The 15,300-nt window shown below is 64.9% G+C and carries 8 protein-coding genes; 2 read left to right on the top strand and 6 right to left on the bottom strand.

Translation table 11 applies throughout. The annotated features are described in order from the left end of the window. Positions 1 to 33: 33 nt before the first annotated feature. Complete coding sequence (locus AC30QB_RS15080) at positions 34 to 5,172, bottom strand: putative Ig domain-containing protein (RefSeq protein ID WP_489547057.1); 5,139 nt, start codon at positions 5,170 to 5,172, stop codon at positions 34 to 36. Between the two features lie 231 nt (positions 5,173 to 5,403). Here AC30QB_RS15080 and AC30QB_RS15085 point away from each other — a divergent pair, with 231 nt between their 5' ends. Continuing rightward, the gene (locus tag AC30QB_RS15085; protein WP_489547058.1) at positions 5,404 to 6,150 is read left to right on the top strand and encodes an SDR family NAD(P)-dependent oxidoreductase; all 747 of its coding nucleotides are present in this window, start codon (positions 5,404 to 5,406) and stop codon (positions 6,148 to 6,150) included. A 14-nt stretch (positions 6,151 to 6,164) separates the two neighbouring features. Here the strand turns inward: AC30QB_RS15085 and AC30QB_RS15090 are convergent, their stop codons facing one another. Then, the gene (locus AC30QB_RS15090) at positions 6,165 to 6,716 is read right to left on the bottom strand and encodes a hypothetical protein (RefSeq protein ID WP_489547059.1); all 552 of its coding nucleotides are present in this window, start codon (positions 6,714 to 6,716) and stop codon (positions 6,165 to 6,167) included. A gap of 15 nt (positions 6,717 to 6,731) precedes the next feature. Further along, positions 6,732 to 7,892, bottom strand: coding sequence for an ABC transporter substrate-binding protein (locus AC30QB_RS15095; RefSeq protein WP_489547060.1), 1,161 nt, complete (start codon positions 7,890 to 7,892; stop codon positions 6,732 to 6,734). A 472-nt stretch (positions 7,893 to 8,364) separates the two neighbouring features. On the opposite strand from AC30QB_RS15095, the gene AC30QB_RS15100 reads away from it, so the two are divergent. Further along, positions 8,365 to 9,660 (top strand): pectate lyase family protein, encoded by a 1,296-nt coding sequence (locus AC30QB_RS15100; RefSeq protein ID WP_489547078.1) that lies wholly within the window; start codon positions 8,365 to 8,367, stop codon positions 9,658 to 9,660. A gap of 86 nt (positions 9,661 to 9,746) precedes the next feature. Here the strand turns inward: AC30QB_RS15100 and AC30QB_RS15105 are convergent, their stop codons facing one another. From AC30QB_RS15105 to AC30QB_RS15115, 3 genes are all read right to left on the bottom strand, one after another. Then, positions 9,747 to 12,425 (bottom strand): EAL domain-containing protein, encoded by a 2,679-nt coding sequence (locus AC30QB_RS15105; protein ID WP_489547061.1) that lies wholly within the window; start codon positions 12,423 to 12,425, stop codon positions 9,747 to 9,749. A 180-nt stretch (positions 12,426 to 12,605) separates the two neighbouring features. Further along, complete coding sequence (locus AC30QB_RS15110; protein WP_489547062.1) at positions 12,606 to 13,262, bottom strand: PAS domain-containing protein; 657 nt, start codon at positions 13,260 to 13,262, stop codon at positions 12,606 to 12,608. Positions 13,263 to 13,339: 77 nt separating this feature from the next. Further along, positions 13,340 to 15,163, bottom strand: coding sequence for a sensor domain-containing diguanylate cyclase (locus AC30QB_RS15115; RefSeq protein ID WP_489547063.1), 1,824 nt, complete (start codon positions 15,161 to 15,163; stop codon positions 13,340 to 13,342). Between the last annotated feature and the right edge of the window lie 137 nt (positions 15,164 to 15,300).

Genomic DNA, 15,300 nt, shown 5'->3' on the forward strand with positions numbered 1-15,300 from the left:
ACCCGCCGGGCTGCCCTCACGCTGCCCGCTCCCTCACTTCACGATCACGCTGTACATGTTGTTCCCAGTGGCTGCACCGCCCAGGCTTACCGCGCCTGCGGGGAAGTTCTTGCGGTACAGCGTCAGCGCACGCGGTGTGCCTTCGTTGTTCACCAGTTTGATGCCGGTCGACGCCCAGCCCGCGGTCATCCAGCCAAAGGGCGCGCCGATGCGGTCGTCTATGGCCACGTACACATCCGCCGAGCGGTTGAGGGTGAAGGTCACGGTCGGGTTGCCGGCAAAGCCCTTCGAATCATTCGCCGTGCGTATCCACGCCGAGCCCGCCACCTGCGAGGGCACCGTCGTCCAGGTGAAGGTGCGGTCACCGAACTGAAGGTTGCCGACTTGCAAATTACTCTGGACAGACCAGTCGGCTGCATTCGCCGTGTCGGCCACGGTGAGGCCGCTTAACACCAGCGCAGGCGCCGGCGAGGCCGTCTCTTCACGCCCGATCTGCGACACATAGGCCACCACGTCATTCACCTGCGTGGCGCTGAGCGTGAAGACGTTGTGGGCCCGCACCGCATCTCCCAGCGTGGCGGCCGAGCCGTCGTGCAGGTAGGGCGCGGTGGCCCACACGTCGCGCAGGGTCGGCGTGTCGATGCCGCTCAGGGGTGCGCCCGAGCGCTGTCCGCTGCTGGACTTCAAGGTGCCTATGTTGCGCAGCGTGGCCGCACCGCTCTCGGTGAAGGCCGTGCCCGAGTGGCAAGAGACGCAGTTGTTGATGAACACCGTGCGACCGGCAGTCGCCGATGCCGTCAGGCTGCCGTCGGTGTTGCGCAGCGGGCTCAGTGCGAACTGGTTCAGCGAGGCAAGGTAGGCGGCCAGCGAGTCGAGGTCGGCACTCACGCCGGCCTTGGCGTCGCCCAGCGGTTGCGAGCGCGTGCCGGTGTTGAACTGCGCATCGGTCATCAGCCCGCGGCCACCGGCCAGCGTGCGGATCTGGCCTTCGAAGTCTTGCGTCTCGTCGAAGTTGGCGCTCCAGTGCTTGAAGCCCTGCGCCCCGGCGCGGCCGCGCAGGTTGATGGTGTTGCGCAGGCCTTCGCCCAGGCCGGTCAGGTCCCAGGTGCGGCCGTCTTGCCCGCCGTCGTTGTGGCACGAGGCGCAGCTCATGTACGAGTCGCGTGACAAGCGCGGGTCACGTGCGTCGTAGAAAAACTGCTTGCCGATGAGCACGTTGGTGGCCAGCTTCTCGGTGGTTACCGCGTTGGGCGAGGCGAACGCCGGCACCGTGCTCTCGCCATAGTTGACGAGGCGGCGCAGGTCGTAGATGCCCAGCGTGCGGTCCATGAAGTTGTTGACGTAGAGCTTCAAGCCGTCAGGCGACACCGCCACCGCATCGGGTGCGCGGCCGGTGTCGATGCGCAGCATCTCGAAGTGGCCGTAGGGGTTGACCACCGCCACCTGGCGGCTGGTTTCCAGCGCCACGAAGAGATAAGCCCCGGTCGGGTGGTACACGGCGCCGCTGGCGAGGCTGGAGTTGTCGTGGTCGATGCGGGAGGCGTAGTCCTCGGTGAATGCCCCAAGGTCGATGCGCGAGCTGATTGCGCGCACCGTGTTCTGGAAGTCGAGGGCGTTGCCATCACGCAGGGTGCCGCGCAGCAGGTTGTCCTGCTTCGAGGGCACCCAGGCGCTGGCGCCATCCGGCGAGATGGTTGCCGCATGCAGGTAGTTGGGCAGGCCACGGCCCTGGATGGAGCCGTCGAACTTGTCGCTGTGGCGCAGCACCACGGTGCGCTCGATGGCCATGGCCGATGTGACCACCACCACTTCGCCGCCACGGTTCACGCCGCCCACTTGCGTCTGGACGGCGGCGGTGGCTTCACCGGGTTGCGTTGGCGAGATGAAGCGCGACACCAGCACGCGGTTGCTCGCGGCGGGGATCGACAGGTGCCGCGGGTTGGTCCCCACCGACACCGAGCCCAGCGTGGCGCCGGTGCTCGCGTTCAGCTTGAGCAGGGTGCCCGTGGCTTCGAGCGCCACATAGGCCGCGCTGCCGTCCGGCGCAAAGGCGATGCCGTAGGGCATGGAGGCGCGTGGCAGGGCCAGCGTCTGCACCACCGCGAGCGTGCTCGGGCTGATGATGCTGATGCTGGCGTCACTCTTGTTGGTGACCCACACGCGGCCATCAGGTGCGATGGCCACGCTGCGCGGTGCGATGCCGACGTTGATCTCGGCCACCTTGGCGTTGGTGCTGCCATTGAACACGCTCACGCTGTCGTTGTCCTGGTTCACCAGCCACACGCGCGGCGTGGCCGCGGCTTCGACGGCGAGCGTGGACGACTGTGTGGGCTTGGCCGCCGTAGGTGTGGCATACACCGCCTGAGTGAACACCAGGTCCTTGGTCACGCCGTTCGCGTCGATGGCTGTCACCGTCACCGTGTAGTGGCCCGGCGTGGCATAGGCATGGCTGATGGTGGTGGCGGTGGAGTAGGCGGTGGTGGCCGTGCCGTCACCGAAGTTCCAGCGGTAGCGCGTGCCGGTGCCGCCGTTGGAGGCCACGCTGAAGTTGGCGTTGTTGCCGCTCACCACCGGTGGTGCGAGCACCGGGTCGACCACCAGGGCCGAGGCGCTGACGGCCCAGCTGAAGTTCACGCTCGAGGTGCCGCTGCGGCCGTCGTTGGCCGTCACCGTCACGTTGAAGGTGCCGGCTGTCGTCACCGTGCCGCTGATCAGGCCCGAAGCGGTGTTGATCGCAAGGCCGGTCGGCAGGCCGCTGGCGCTGTAGCTCAGGGTGTCGCCATCGGGGTCGCCGGCGCTGATGCCGAACGAGACCGTCTGCCCCACCGTGTTGCTGCGGTTGGCCACGCCCAGCACGGTGGGCGGGCGGTTGATCATTTCCGTCTTCTCGGCCGAGCGGTCGGCGAAGTCGTTGAAGTTGCCTTGCTTGACCAGCGTCCAGTTGCTGCCGTCGTTGCTGGTGTAGAAATTCCAGCCCGCGATCACGCCGTTCAGGCCGCTCGCCGCTGGCCGCGGCAGGTACCTGAAGCCGCCGAAGGTGCGCGGCCCACCGAGGTTGATGGTGTAGCGGTGCGGCATCGGCGCGGTGGTGCCGGTGTACTGCGTGTGCCAGTAGGTGGCGGCGTCGCCATCGATGGCGGCGGCTGCCGAGTTGTTGCCCGAAGCAGCCTCTTGGCTGTCGACCTGCACTTGCCAGCCGCTTCTGCTGATGGTGGCGCCGCTGCGGTCCAGCAGGTTGAACTCAGCCATCGAGGTCCAGGGCTGGCCATTGGTTTCAGACACGGCTTCGAGCCGCACCCACGAGGCGGCGATGGACGGGATCACCACGTTCCAGGCCACGTTGGTGCTGGTGGTGGCCACGTTGTTGGTGGCCGACAGCGTGACCACATGCTGGCCCGCCGTGGTGGGTGTGCCGGTGATGGCGCCGCTGCTGGTGTTGATGCTCAGGCCAGGTGGCAGGCCGGTGGCGGCAAAGCTCAGCGTGCCACTCGGTGTGGTGGCCGCGAGGTTGAGCGTGACGGCATTGCCGGTGCTGCTGTTCTGGCTGCCTGGGTTGGTGAGCTTGGGCGCGGCATCACCTGAGATGCGCAGCGTCTTCGACACTGAGGGTGTGCCGCCCGCGTTGATCGCGAACAGCATGTAGTAGCCCGGCAGCGTGACGTGCGGGTTGCCGGGGATGCTGAGCGAGTAGGCGTTGGTTCCGGTGCTGGTGAACTGCAGCGGAATGCGCCGCTGGTCGTTGTTGATCGTGTGGGTGTTGGAGCCCAGGCGCATCAGCGCGAACGAGGTGACGGCCGAGTTGGTGGTCACCGCGATGCTGGTGCCGTGCGTGGCCGTGGTGGGCACGGTGTTGAGCACCGGCCGTGTGGCCGGCGTGCCGTCAGAGTTGATCAGGTAGTGCGGGGTGAGGATCTGCACGTTGGGGTGGTTGGTGGCGCAACCGCCGCACAAGCCGCCGCCGCCCGACATCACGCGCCCATCGGGCATGAGCAGCGCCACGCTGTGGTAGTTGCGCGGCGCGGCAATCGGAGGCAATTGCGTGAAGGTTTCGGTGGTCGGGTCCCACAGCTCGGGCACCAGCACCGAGTTGTCGTCGGAGAAGGGGTTGCCCAGTGTGTGGCCGCCAATGATGATCACCTGGCCATTGGGCAGCGCAACGCCGCTGCTGAAGATGCGCGCAAAGGCCATCGGGGCCACCTTGCGCACCGACACGCCGGCGTTCATGTCGATCACGTAGCTGTTCTTGGTGGCGTTGCTGCCTTGGTAAGCCGGCGCGCCGCCGACCTTGAGCACTTTGCCGATGTCATACGTCACCGCGTTGCCGCTTTGGCTGTAGGCGTCGTCGCCGCGCGTGCCGGCCGGCACGATGCTGCCGTTGCCTTGCGTGTCGATCCAGTTCATGTTGGCGCTTGGGCCGGCCTGCAGCACCTTGCCATTGGGCGCGGGGAACAACCACATGTGGTTGTCGGCACGGAACAAACCCTGAGGGTCAGGGGCCTGGGTGCTGTCGACCGGCACGCCGTTGAGCCGCCTCCAGCCGCCAGCGGCCGTCCACAGCTCACCGTGTTTGCCGCCCAGGCCGCCGCTCCACGAGCCGCCGAGCGTGAGCACCGAGCCGTCGGGCATCAAGGTGTTGGCGTTGTAGCCGCGGGCGACGTTCATCTGCGCGCCGGTCGACCAGCTGTTGCTCACCGGATCGTAGATGCTGGTCTTGCCGGCATCCTTGCCACCATTGGCCAGGATGCGGCCATCGGGCAGGTTGGTGGTGCCTGTGCAGAACATGTCGTGGCCGGTGTTGGTGACCAGCGTTTCGGTGGCCGTCTGCGTGGCCGGGTCGAACAGCGTGGTGTAGGTGCTGCCGCTGGGTGCGCCGTCTGAGAAGCGGTCGGCCGACGACCAGAACAGGATCTTGCCGTTGGGCAGGTTGGCCGACGACGAAGGCACCAGCGACAGGTTGATCAGCGGCGACCAGGTGCTCGCACCCGGCGCGGCGATGGCCATTGCACGCTCTCGCGTGGCGCCGTCGCTGCTGGCGGGCGGCGCGGCTGCGCTGTTGTTGTTGTTGTTGTCTGAGCCGCCGCCGCCGCCGCACGCGGCCAGCGCGAGGGCGGTGAACAGGGCGGTGCCACGACGCGCGCAGCTGCGCAGGTGGGTGCCAACGAAAGTCTTCATTTGTATGTCTCCTGGGGGCGGCCCCTGGGCGTGCGCTCAGCCGTGAGCGGCGCTCGGGTGCATCTTTGGAATCGTTGTGAAACGTTTGTTCTATTTATTTAATCAACAGAATGTTTGTTTTATGACGAGACACGGGGAGCTGTCAACAAATGAATGCCGGCTTCGGGTTTGTTCGGGGTGGGTTGAACCCCTGTTCTAAAGGGGCAGGCGAGTCGGTACTAGAGTGCAGCCATGAACAAACACCTCACCATCGTCACCGGCGCGTCACGCGGTCTGGGGCTCGCCATGTGCGCCCAGCTGCTGGCGCAGGGCCATGCCGTCGTCGCCATCGCCCGCCAGCCCACCGAGCTGCAAGTGCCGACTGGCGGCGAGCTGCTGGCCTGGTCGCTCGACCTGTCCGAGCCACAGTCGGCGGCGCGCCATCTGGCCGACTGGCTGGCCGGCCCCGGCGCCAAGCCCTGGGCTTCGGCCACGCTGATCAACAACGCGGGCGTGGTGTCGCAACTGGCGCCGCTGTCGGGCGGCACCAGCGCAGACCTGTCGAACGCACTGCGCGTGGGGCTGGAGGCGCCGCTGCTGCTGACCGCCGCTTTTCTGCGAGCCACCACCGGCTGGGCTGTGCCGCGCAAGGTCTTGCTGATCTCGTCGGGCCTGGGCCGGCACGCAATGGCGGGCAGTGCCTCTTACTGCGCCGCCAAGGCCGGCATGGACCATTTGGCACGCGCCGTGGCGCTGGAAGAAGCCGAGCGCCCGAATGGCGCGCGCATCGTGTCGCTCGCCCCTGGTGTGATCGACACCGACATGCAGGTGCAGCTGCGCGCGGCCGACCCGGTGCAGTTCCCCGCGCGTGAACGTTTTGTCAGCCTCAAGACCGGCGGCCAGCTCGACTCGCCCGGGCAAGCGGCCACCAAGGTGCTGAAGGTGCTGGCACGCGACGACTTCGGCAGCCAGCCGGTGGCCGACGTGCGGGACTTCTGAGGGCCGCGGCTGGATTACTTGGCCGCAGGCCCGGCGCGCAAGCCCACGCGGGTGGTCTGCAGCTCGTGCAGGTAGGCGGCGCTGCAGGCCTTGCCACGGGGGCTCGCGCGCAGCACCGCGTCGGCCTCGATGCTGCGCATGCGCCGTCGCAGCTCTCTGACGGTCTGCATGATGGTCCAGGAGGCGCTGGATGAACAAAAGCGCGGCACTTCGTGAAGCGCCAGCAGCGCCAGGACGAAGCCGGTGCAGCGGCCGAGCGCGATGCGCAGCGACTCTGCGTGCGCGTCGGTGGCCCTGCGGTCGTCACCGCGGGCCAGCCGCACCGAGAGGCTGACGGCCCCCAGCTCGCAGCGGGCCGTGCTGTGCCTCAGCGGGTTCAGGGCCGCCGCCTCGTGGGCGATCAGGTAGGCGTTGACCTTCTCCACGCCATCGGCAGCCCAGCGCTGATCGAGCTCGGCGACCAGCGCGTCGGCTGCCATCGCGGCCGCCGGCAGCAGCACGCTCGCAAGCAGCAGAATCGCCAGCGTTGGCCTGCTGCCAGCACGCGCGTCAGGCGATCGCGGCACAGCGTCAGTGGGCCGTCACAGCTTGCAACCGCGAGCCGGGTCGGCCAGTGCCTTCACCGCTATGCCGCGCGATTCGTTGTTTTTGCCTTTCACCTCACGCAGGTACATGTCTTGCACCGGGTTGCCGGCCGCTGAGAGGGTGAACTTGCCGCGCGGGCTGTCGACCGTGGTCTTGCGCATGGCAGCGGTGAGCGCCGCGCGTTGGCTGAAGTCGCCCTTGACCGCCGTGAGGCCAGCACCGAGGATTTGCGCCGCGTCGTAGCCTTGCACCGCGTACACGTCGGCATTGGCCTTGTAGGCCAGCGCAAAGCTTTTGCGGAAAGCATTGTTGCGTGGCGTGTCGAGGTTGTCGGCGTAATGCAGGCCCGTGAGGATGCCTTGTGCCGCCTCGCCCTGCGCTTCGATGGTGCCGTCGGTGAGGAAGCCTGAGGCCACCAGCGGCACGGTCTTGTTCAGACCCGCGGCGGCATAGTCCTTGACGAACTTCACCGCGCCACCCCCGGCAAAGAAGGCGAACACCACCTCGGGTTTCTGCGCTGCGACCTCGGTCAGCAGCGCCTGGAACTCGACGTTGGGGAAAGGCACGGTCAGGTCTTTCAGCACCTTGCCGCCGCCCTTCTCGAAGGCCTCGGTGAAGCCCTTCACCGTCTCGGCGCCGGCCGCGTAGTTCCAGGTGATGGTCATGGCGCGCTTGTAGCCTTTGCCGGCGGCGATGGTGCCGGTGGCGTAGCCCGGCTGCCAGTTCGAGAACGAGCTGCGCACGATGCTGGGCGAGCACAGCGGGCCGGTGATGGCGTCGGCGCCGGCGTTGGGCACGATCAAGAGCGTGTTGCTTTCTTTCGCGGCGCGCGCCATGGCCAGCGCCACGCCCGAGTGCACGCTGCCCACCAGCACGTCGACCTGGTCGCGCTTGATCAGCTTGTTGACGTTGTCGGTGGCCTTCGAAGGCTCAGACTCGTCATCGACCTTGAAGTACTGCAGCTCGCGCCCGCCGAGGGTGCCACCTTGCTCTTGCACATAGAGCTTGAAGCCGCTCTCGATCATGTTGCCGAGTGCGGCATAGGTGCCGGTGTAAGGCAGCATGAAACCGATCTTGAGGGGGGGCGCTTTCTGGGCATGGGCGGCGCTGGCCACGCACAGGGCGGCGGTAAAGAGGGCTAGTCGGGTGCTCGACATGGGGCTCCTGAAGGGCGGTTGCGATTGAGGTGACGCAAGCGAAAGAACGAAGTGTGCCGCACCGCTTGGTTGAACGCTCTTCGCACAGTCCCGTACTCGTGAGCAGAACTGGCGGCGGTCAGAAGCTCAGTTCGGCGGTTGGGTGGCTGGCGCCATCGACACCGTCGGGCGCAGAGTGCGATGGGCCAAGGATTCAACTCTGAAACGAGTGTTTCAAGGTATTGGAATGCTGGTCGTTTTTGCAGACGCCAAGTACGCTACGCGGCTCTGCAAGATGTGACGTCTCTTGTCTGCTGTGCCGGTGAGCGCACACCGGCCGCGTGACGCCACTCGCCACGCGCTTCATTGATCCATGGTGCAACCACGAGCGGGCTGTGCCGGGCTCTTTGCAGAGCCGGCCTGTTTGGCCCCAACCCCATTTCAAACCCACGACGGAAGCCTCCGAATGAAGACGATAGTGATTTCCTTGCAAATGACCCTTATGGCCATGGCGTTTGCTGCCGCGCCAGCGCTCGCCGCGGACTGGCCGTCTGGGTACTCCAAGTGTGCTGACGAAGGCAAGAGCTGCAAGGTCGGCGACACGCCGCGGCGCGTGTCTTTTGGTGTGCGGGACAAGTGGGTGTTGAAGACGCTGTCCGGTACGGTCGCCTGCACGGGCGCCACGTTCAGCAATGCCAACCCAAATCCCGACCGCCAAGAGAAGTGTGCCGTCGGGCCGGTCGCGGCACCGGCCCCTGCACCTGAGCCGAACACCCAGTCCGGTGGCTTTGCAGGTTTGGTGACGGGTGGCGGCAGTGTCGGGCCGGTGACGGTCTCGACCGCGGCGCAGATGCAATCGGCCATCAATGCCTACTCGGGCCATGGCGGCTTGGTGATCCGCTACAGCGGCAGGTTCGACTTCGCCTCCATCAGCGACTCGTGCGCGCAGTGGAAGAAGGGCGCCGGCGCCATTGTGGAGATCAAGGGAAAGGGCGATATCACCATCGAGGGCACCGACGGCTCCGCCGCCAACTTCGGTCTTGCGATCAAAGGCGCCTCTGCCAACGTCATCGTGCGCAACATGACCATCGGCCTGTTGCCCGGCTCCATCGACGCCATCGGCATCGAGGGGCAGAGCGGCAAGTTCCCTGGCTACATCTGGATCGACCACAACTCCTTGTTCAGCAGCGCCAGGGACTGTCCCGGTGCCGGCGACCTCGAATTCGACGGTCTCATCGACGACAAGGCTGGCGCTCACCACATCACCTACTCCTACAACCACATTCACGACCATCAGAAGGTCGGGCTGATCGGCTCCAGCGACACCGATGCCGGCGATCGCTTCGTCACCTTCCACCACAACGTCTACGAGCACGTCAAATCGCGCTTGCCGCTGCAACGCGGGGGCTACACCCACCTCTACAACAATCTGTACAGCGGCGTGCTGACTTCGGGTGCCAACATCCGCATGGGGGGGTTCTCGCTGATCGAAGGCAACTACTTCGAAAACGCGCAGAACCCCGTCACCTCGCGCGACAGCTCCTCTATCGGCTACTGGGAACTGCGCGGCAACAACGTCAAATCACCGGCCGACTTCAGCCGCTTCGGCATCACCTGGTCGGCGAGCAGCTCGCACCCGACGCGCGACGCCACCGACTGGGTGAGTACTGGCACCTTTCCGATCGGCATCCCCTATGCCCACGCGGTGCAAGATCCGGCCTGCGTGAAGCAAAAGCTGGCCGCCGTGGCCGGGGCTGGCAAGGCGCTGGCCAGGCTGAACTGCAACTGATGCTGCCGCGGCTTAGGCGGTTCGGTGGGGGCACTGGGGCCCGCGCCTGCCGCGCGCCGCGGCCCCCAGGCGCCGCGTGACACGCTTCAGGGCTTCTGCGCCTTCAGAATCTCGGTCAGCTGCTCGGGCGGCACCGGCTGGTTGAAGAAGAAGCCCTGAAACTCGTCGCACGAGCGCTGGCGCAGAAACTCGGCTTGCTCGCGTGTTTCCACGCCCTGCGCGACGATGGTCATGCTGAGCGCGCGGCCCATCGCGATGATGGCGTCGGCCAGGCGCTCGTCGCCTGCCCCTCCCGAGACGCGGTGGATCAGCGAGCGGTCGATCTTGATGGTGTCGAGCGGGAACTGCTGCAGGGTTGAGAGCGACGAGTAGCCCATGCCGAAGTCGTCGATCGCGATGCGCACACCATGTTGTTTGAGCTGCGTGAGCAGCGCCAGCGTGCGCACGTTGTCCTTGAGCAGCGTGGTCTCATGGATCTCGAGTTCGAGCAGGCGTGGGTTCATGCCCGTCTCGGCCAGTATGGCCAGCAGGTCGCTCACCAGCATCTCGTGGGCAAACTGGCCCGGCGTGAGGTTGACCGAGATCACCAGCGGCTGCGCGCCCTGCTGTTGCCAGGCGACGTTTTGCGCGCAGGCGGTCTTGAGTACCCACCTGCCGATGGGCACGATCAGCCCGGTCTCCTCGGCCACTGACAGGAACTGCAGCGGCGCCACCAGCCCGAGGTCGGGGTGTTGCCAGCGCAGCAGCACTTCCATGCCGCTGATGCGTTCGGTCTCTGTGTCGCGCTTGGCCTGGTAGTGCAAGCGGAATTCGTTGCGCCCGAGGGCGTGGCGCAGCCCAGCCTCCAGCGCCAACCGCTCCAGCGAGCTGGTGTTCAGGCGCGACGAGTAGAACTGGAAGTTGTTCTTGCCCTGCTTCTTCGCGTGGTACATCGCGATGTCGGCGTTTTTTGTGAGCGTGGGTTCGTCGAGCCCGTCTTCGGGATACATGGCGATGCCCACGCTGGCGGTCACGTTGAACTCCTGGCCGCTCAAAACAAAGGGCTGCGCGACAGCGCTCAGGATCTTCTGTGCCACCGTGGCCGGGTCTTTGTCGTCGCTCAGCTCGGGCAGCAGCACCACGAATTCGTCGCCACCGAGCCGGGCCACGGTGTCGCTGTCGCGCAGGCTGCCTTTGAGGCGATGGGCGGCTTCTCTCAGCAGTTTGTCGCCGGCTTCGTGGCCCATCGCGTCGTTGACCTGCTTGAAGCGGTCGAGGTCGATGAAGAGCACGGCCAGGGTGTGCTTGTAGCGGTGCGACTGCACGATGGCCTGTTCGAGCAGCTTGTTGAGCATGCGCCGGTTGGGCAACTCGGTGAGGGCGTCGTGGTACGAGAGGTACTCCGCGCGCTGCGCGTGCTGCAGCTTGGCCTCGGTCTCGCGCAACTCGCTTTGCGCCAGGCGCACGGTGTGGGCATAGAGGCTGGCGTTCTCCAGCGCGATCGCGCCCTGGTGCGCAATGGCTTCAAGGATTTCAACCGTTTGGCGGTCGAAGGCCTTGGCGCCCTGCACCACGAGCTCGCCCATCAGTTTGTCGCCCGAGCGCAGCGGCAGGGTGAGCCGGGCCGCATCTTCGCCTGCCGACAGCGCAACATTGCTGGCGCCGGCGCAGGGCGTGAACAGCGGCTCGTCGGGTGCAGGCGAGGCCGAGGCACTGAGCAGTGCGAAGTCGGCGCACAGCATGTCGACCAGACCCTGCATCATCTGTTGCGGTTCGCGGATGCGGCTGAACACCTTCGACACCGCCGCCACGGTGCTCAAGGTCTTGCTTTGTTTCTGGATCACCGCTTGCTGCAGCTCGCGCTGCGCGTGCTGGCCCAGGCTCAAGTCGACGATGAGGTTAGGCACCAGGCGTAGCGACTTGATGGCGGTCGCCATCACGTTGTCGGCGGTGATGAGCTCGGTGTCGAGGTTGAGCAGGTTGCCCACCCCTTGGCCGTTGATGGCGGCAAGCGCCGCGTCGAGAGACTTCTCGGCGATCAGCTCCGGGCTCTGACGGATGGTGGCGAGCATGGCCCCGTCACGGATGGCCAGCAAGGCCTCGGGCAGGCCGTCGAAGCCGGTGACGATGACTTGGCCGGTGAGCCCTTCCTGTGCGATGACTTGAAGCGCCCCGATGGCCGCTTCGTCGTTCGCCGCGATCACGGCGTCCGGGCGAAGGCCGGCGTCGAACACGGTGCGCATGCAGGCGGCACCCGCCAGGATGCGCGGCCCCGTGGACATCCAGTCGAGCATCACCTCGTGCACGAGCTCGATGCTGGTGTGCGCGGCCAGCTGGCGGTGAAAGGCGCTGCTGCGGAGCACGCCCACGCTGAAACTCTGGTCGCCCTGCAGGTGGACCACCTTGCCGACGTGGCCGAGGCGCTCGAAGGCCAGCCGGGTGAGCGTCGTTTGCGCGAGATCGTTGTCGGCCCGCAAGGTGCTCACCACTGCCGGGTGATCGATGGGGGAATCGAGGGTGACGACGGGCACGCCGGCAGCCGCCGCGCGGTCGAGCACACGGGGCAGGGCGGGGTCTGAGGTGGACTGGGGCCTGAAGATCAGCGCATTCACGCCCAGGTCGAGCAGCTCGTTGAGCATGGCGAGCTGGTCGGGTCCCGTAGCCGCCGCCATGTACGAAAGCTGGCAGCCGCGGCGTTTGGCCTCAGTGCGCAGCGCGCTTGCGACAAAGGTCCAGATGAAGGCTCCCACCCAGGGAGCAGAGAGCACGACGCCGACGTGAACCATTCATTTCTCGTCCTGATGGGTGACAAGCTCAGCTGCTCTGTCCCACCACCGTTCGGGCTGAGGTATCGAAGCCTTGCGCAGCCCTTCGATACCTCAGGGCGAACGGAGCTTGGCTCAGGGCGAACGGCGCTTGGCCGAGGGTGCGTCGCTGGTCAGGTTTCTCGTTGGATGTGAAAACGATCATCGCATGCGCGGCCCCGCTGGGTGCGTGTCGCTGCTGTCATGCAGGGCTCTGTCGAGCAGGTCGCTGATCAACTCAATGAGCCTGCGCGCCTCGTGCGCAGTGTCGGCGCTTTCACCTGCCGAGCCCTCCGCGCCAGCGGGCGCGCATGCGATGGCGAGAGCCACGTGCAGAGGCAAGTGGGCCGACTTGATGACGTCCCCGGGGTCTTCGGTGGCGAGGCCGTGCGGTGCGCCAGCCACGGGTCGATCGGTCAGATCGACCATGGTGCCGATCATCCGGGTTGCATTGCCGGCAGCGTCACGCGCCGCGACCCGCCCGCGCGACAGCACCGTTCGATAGCCCGAACCATTGCTGCGCACGCGAAAGCGCATCTCATAACTGGAAGCATCGCCCTCTAGGTGCGAGCGCAGCGAGCCTTGCATGGGCTCCAGATCGTCGGGGTGCACACGGCAGCGCCAGAAGCCGGTGCTGTCGGGCTCATGAATGCGTGGAAAACCAAAGTGCGCCTTCCACTGCGGTGAGTAGTGAACCAGCTCGAGAAGGGGGTCCAGATCCCAGACCCCGAAGCGGGCGCTCTCAACCGCTTGCAGCCAGCGCAGCTCTTCGGCGCTTCGATCCGACATCGTGTCTTGGGCGGCAGGGCGGGAGGTCACGGTGGCATTGTCCTACCGCAGTCTTTCGAAGCACGACGAGCTTTCGACCCTGGCGGGTGGCGCGTGCCCGACACCCCTCAGGCTTTGGCGCACATGCCGCTTTTTGAAAGATCGACCAGGGTCAATCGATTGCGACCGTTGCGTTTGGATTCGTAAAGCGCTTCATCTGCGATCTGCACCAGGCGCTCTGCATCGGCTTCTGTTGATGGAAACCCGATTGCAACGCCGACGCTGACGGTAATTGGCACGCGTTGGCCCTCTACAAGGAAGTCAAGTGCTTCCACGCTTTGGCGCATACGCTGCCCCACCTGTTCGGCACCTGAAGCATCGGCATGGGGCAACAAGATGATGAACTCCTCGCCACCGTAGCGTGCGAGGCAGTCAGTGGTGCGCTTGAGTTGGCTTTTCAGGGTTTGCGACACCTGGCGCAAACAGGCATCGCCCACCTGATGGCCGTATGAATCATTGAACTGCTTGAAGTGGTCGATATCGAGCATGATCACAGCAAACATTTCCTTTTCGCGGCGGGCGCGATGGCTCTCCGTTTCGAGGGCTTGCTGGAAATGGCGCCTGTTGTGCAGCCCGGTCAGGCCATCGGTAATGCTCATGGTTTGAAGCTTGCGGTTGGCAATCTCAAGCTCTTCAGTGCGCTGCTGTACCCGGTGCTCCAGCGCCTCATTGGAGCGGCGCTGGATTTCCAGCGCATCTGCCTGGGCGGCGCGGGCTTCCAATTGCGATTGCTCCCGGTGGCGCACTTCAACCTGGATGCGCGCGGCAATTGCCATGGACAGCAGCAGTGCTTCGATTCCCGAGCCCACCTGCCATCCGTATTCGGTAAAAAAGTTGCTCGGGGCAAAACCCCATGACTTCAGGCTGTAGGCCAAGCCTCCGACGATGATGAAGGTCCATGCCAGCATGAAATAACGGGCGGCGGGGTTACCCTTTCTTAAAATGATCCAACCTGAAACCCACAGCATTGTGGCGGTAAGCGAAGCAATTGGGTTGGCAACCCGAATACTGATGTAGTAATCGACGAATATCGAAAGAAGCGCGGTCATGAGCGCCAGGCCCATGAGCGTCACCAGCGCTTTGTCCAGTCGCGGGGACTGATTTGGGATGTCCAGCAGCGCGCGACTGAACTGAATCATCAGTGCCATTGAGATGCTCAGCAGCACCGATATAAACTCACGCGACCACCAGGGGTTTTCGAGCCCGAAATAGGTATAACCAAGACCATCGAACAGTGCGAAGAAAAGCCCATGGTGCAAGGCAATGGTGAGAATGTAGTAGAAGTAAACCCAGCTGCGCAGTGTATTGAGAAGGAACACGCTGAAAAGCGTCATCGCGAAAATCAGCCCTTGGTAAAACATCAACCATGATTGGTCTGTTAGATCAGAGGCGCTTAACCCCTTGGCATCGAACAGATGCAACGGTATGGTCAGCGTATCGGCGCTGTCGGCATAGAAATAATAAGTTTGCTCGCTGGCGGGGGGGATTTCGATTGGAAATAAAAACTCGCGCGAGGCGAGGGGGCGCTCAGAGGGTACTATCTCTCGACCCGATCGAATGACGGAATAAGTACCGTTCGCGTCGGGCGAATAAAGACGAAGATGGTCGGCAAACCGTGTTTGATAGTTCAGAAAAATGGATACCGGCTCGGGTGCTGTATTGCGAAGGCGAAAGCGTACCCAATAGCCTGCGCGTGTATACCCCGGGTTTAATATCTCGTCGTCATTTGCGGAAAATACTGCACTTGTGGCACGTACATCCGCCAGCTCGAAGCTCCTGTCCGGGTCTTTCAAATATTCAAAGTGGGGGCCTAGCGCGACGTGGCCAAAGCCTTGCTGAATATTGACCGTTTCCAGAGCCCAGGCGCTTGATGCCAGCATCAGCAGCAGCACCGCGCACAACCAGTTCCACCGACGGCGCCCGAGCACCACCGGATTGATCTCATCCAGGAACTCTCGCTGGCGCGTTCGTTTGGTATTCAGGCTCGACCCCAGATCAGCTTGCTAGATGCTCCGCATCGTCCACGCAC

It is taken from the genome of Rhizobacter sp. (genome assembly GCF_046595475.1).
Lineage (GTDB): Bacteria > Pseudomonadota > Gammaproteobacteria > Burkholderiales > Burkholderiaceae_C > Rhizobacter.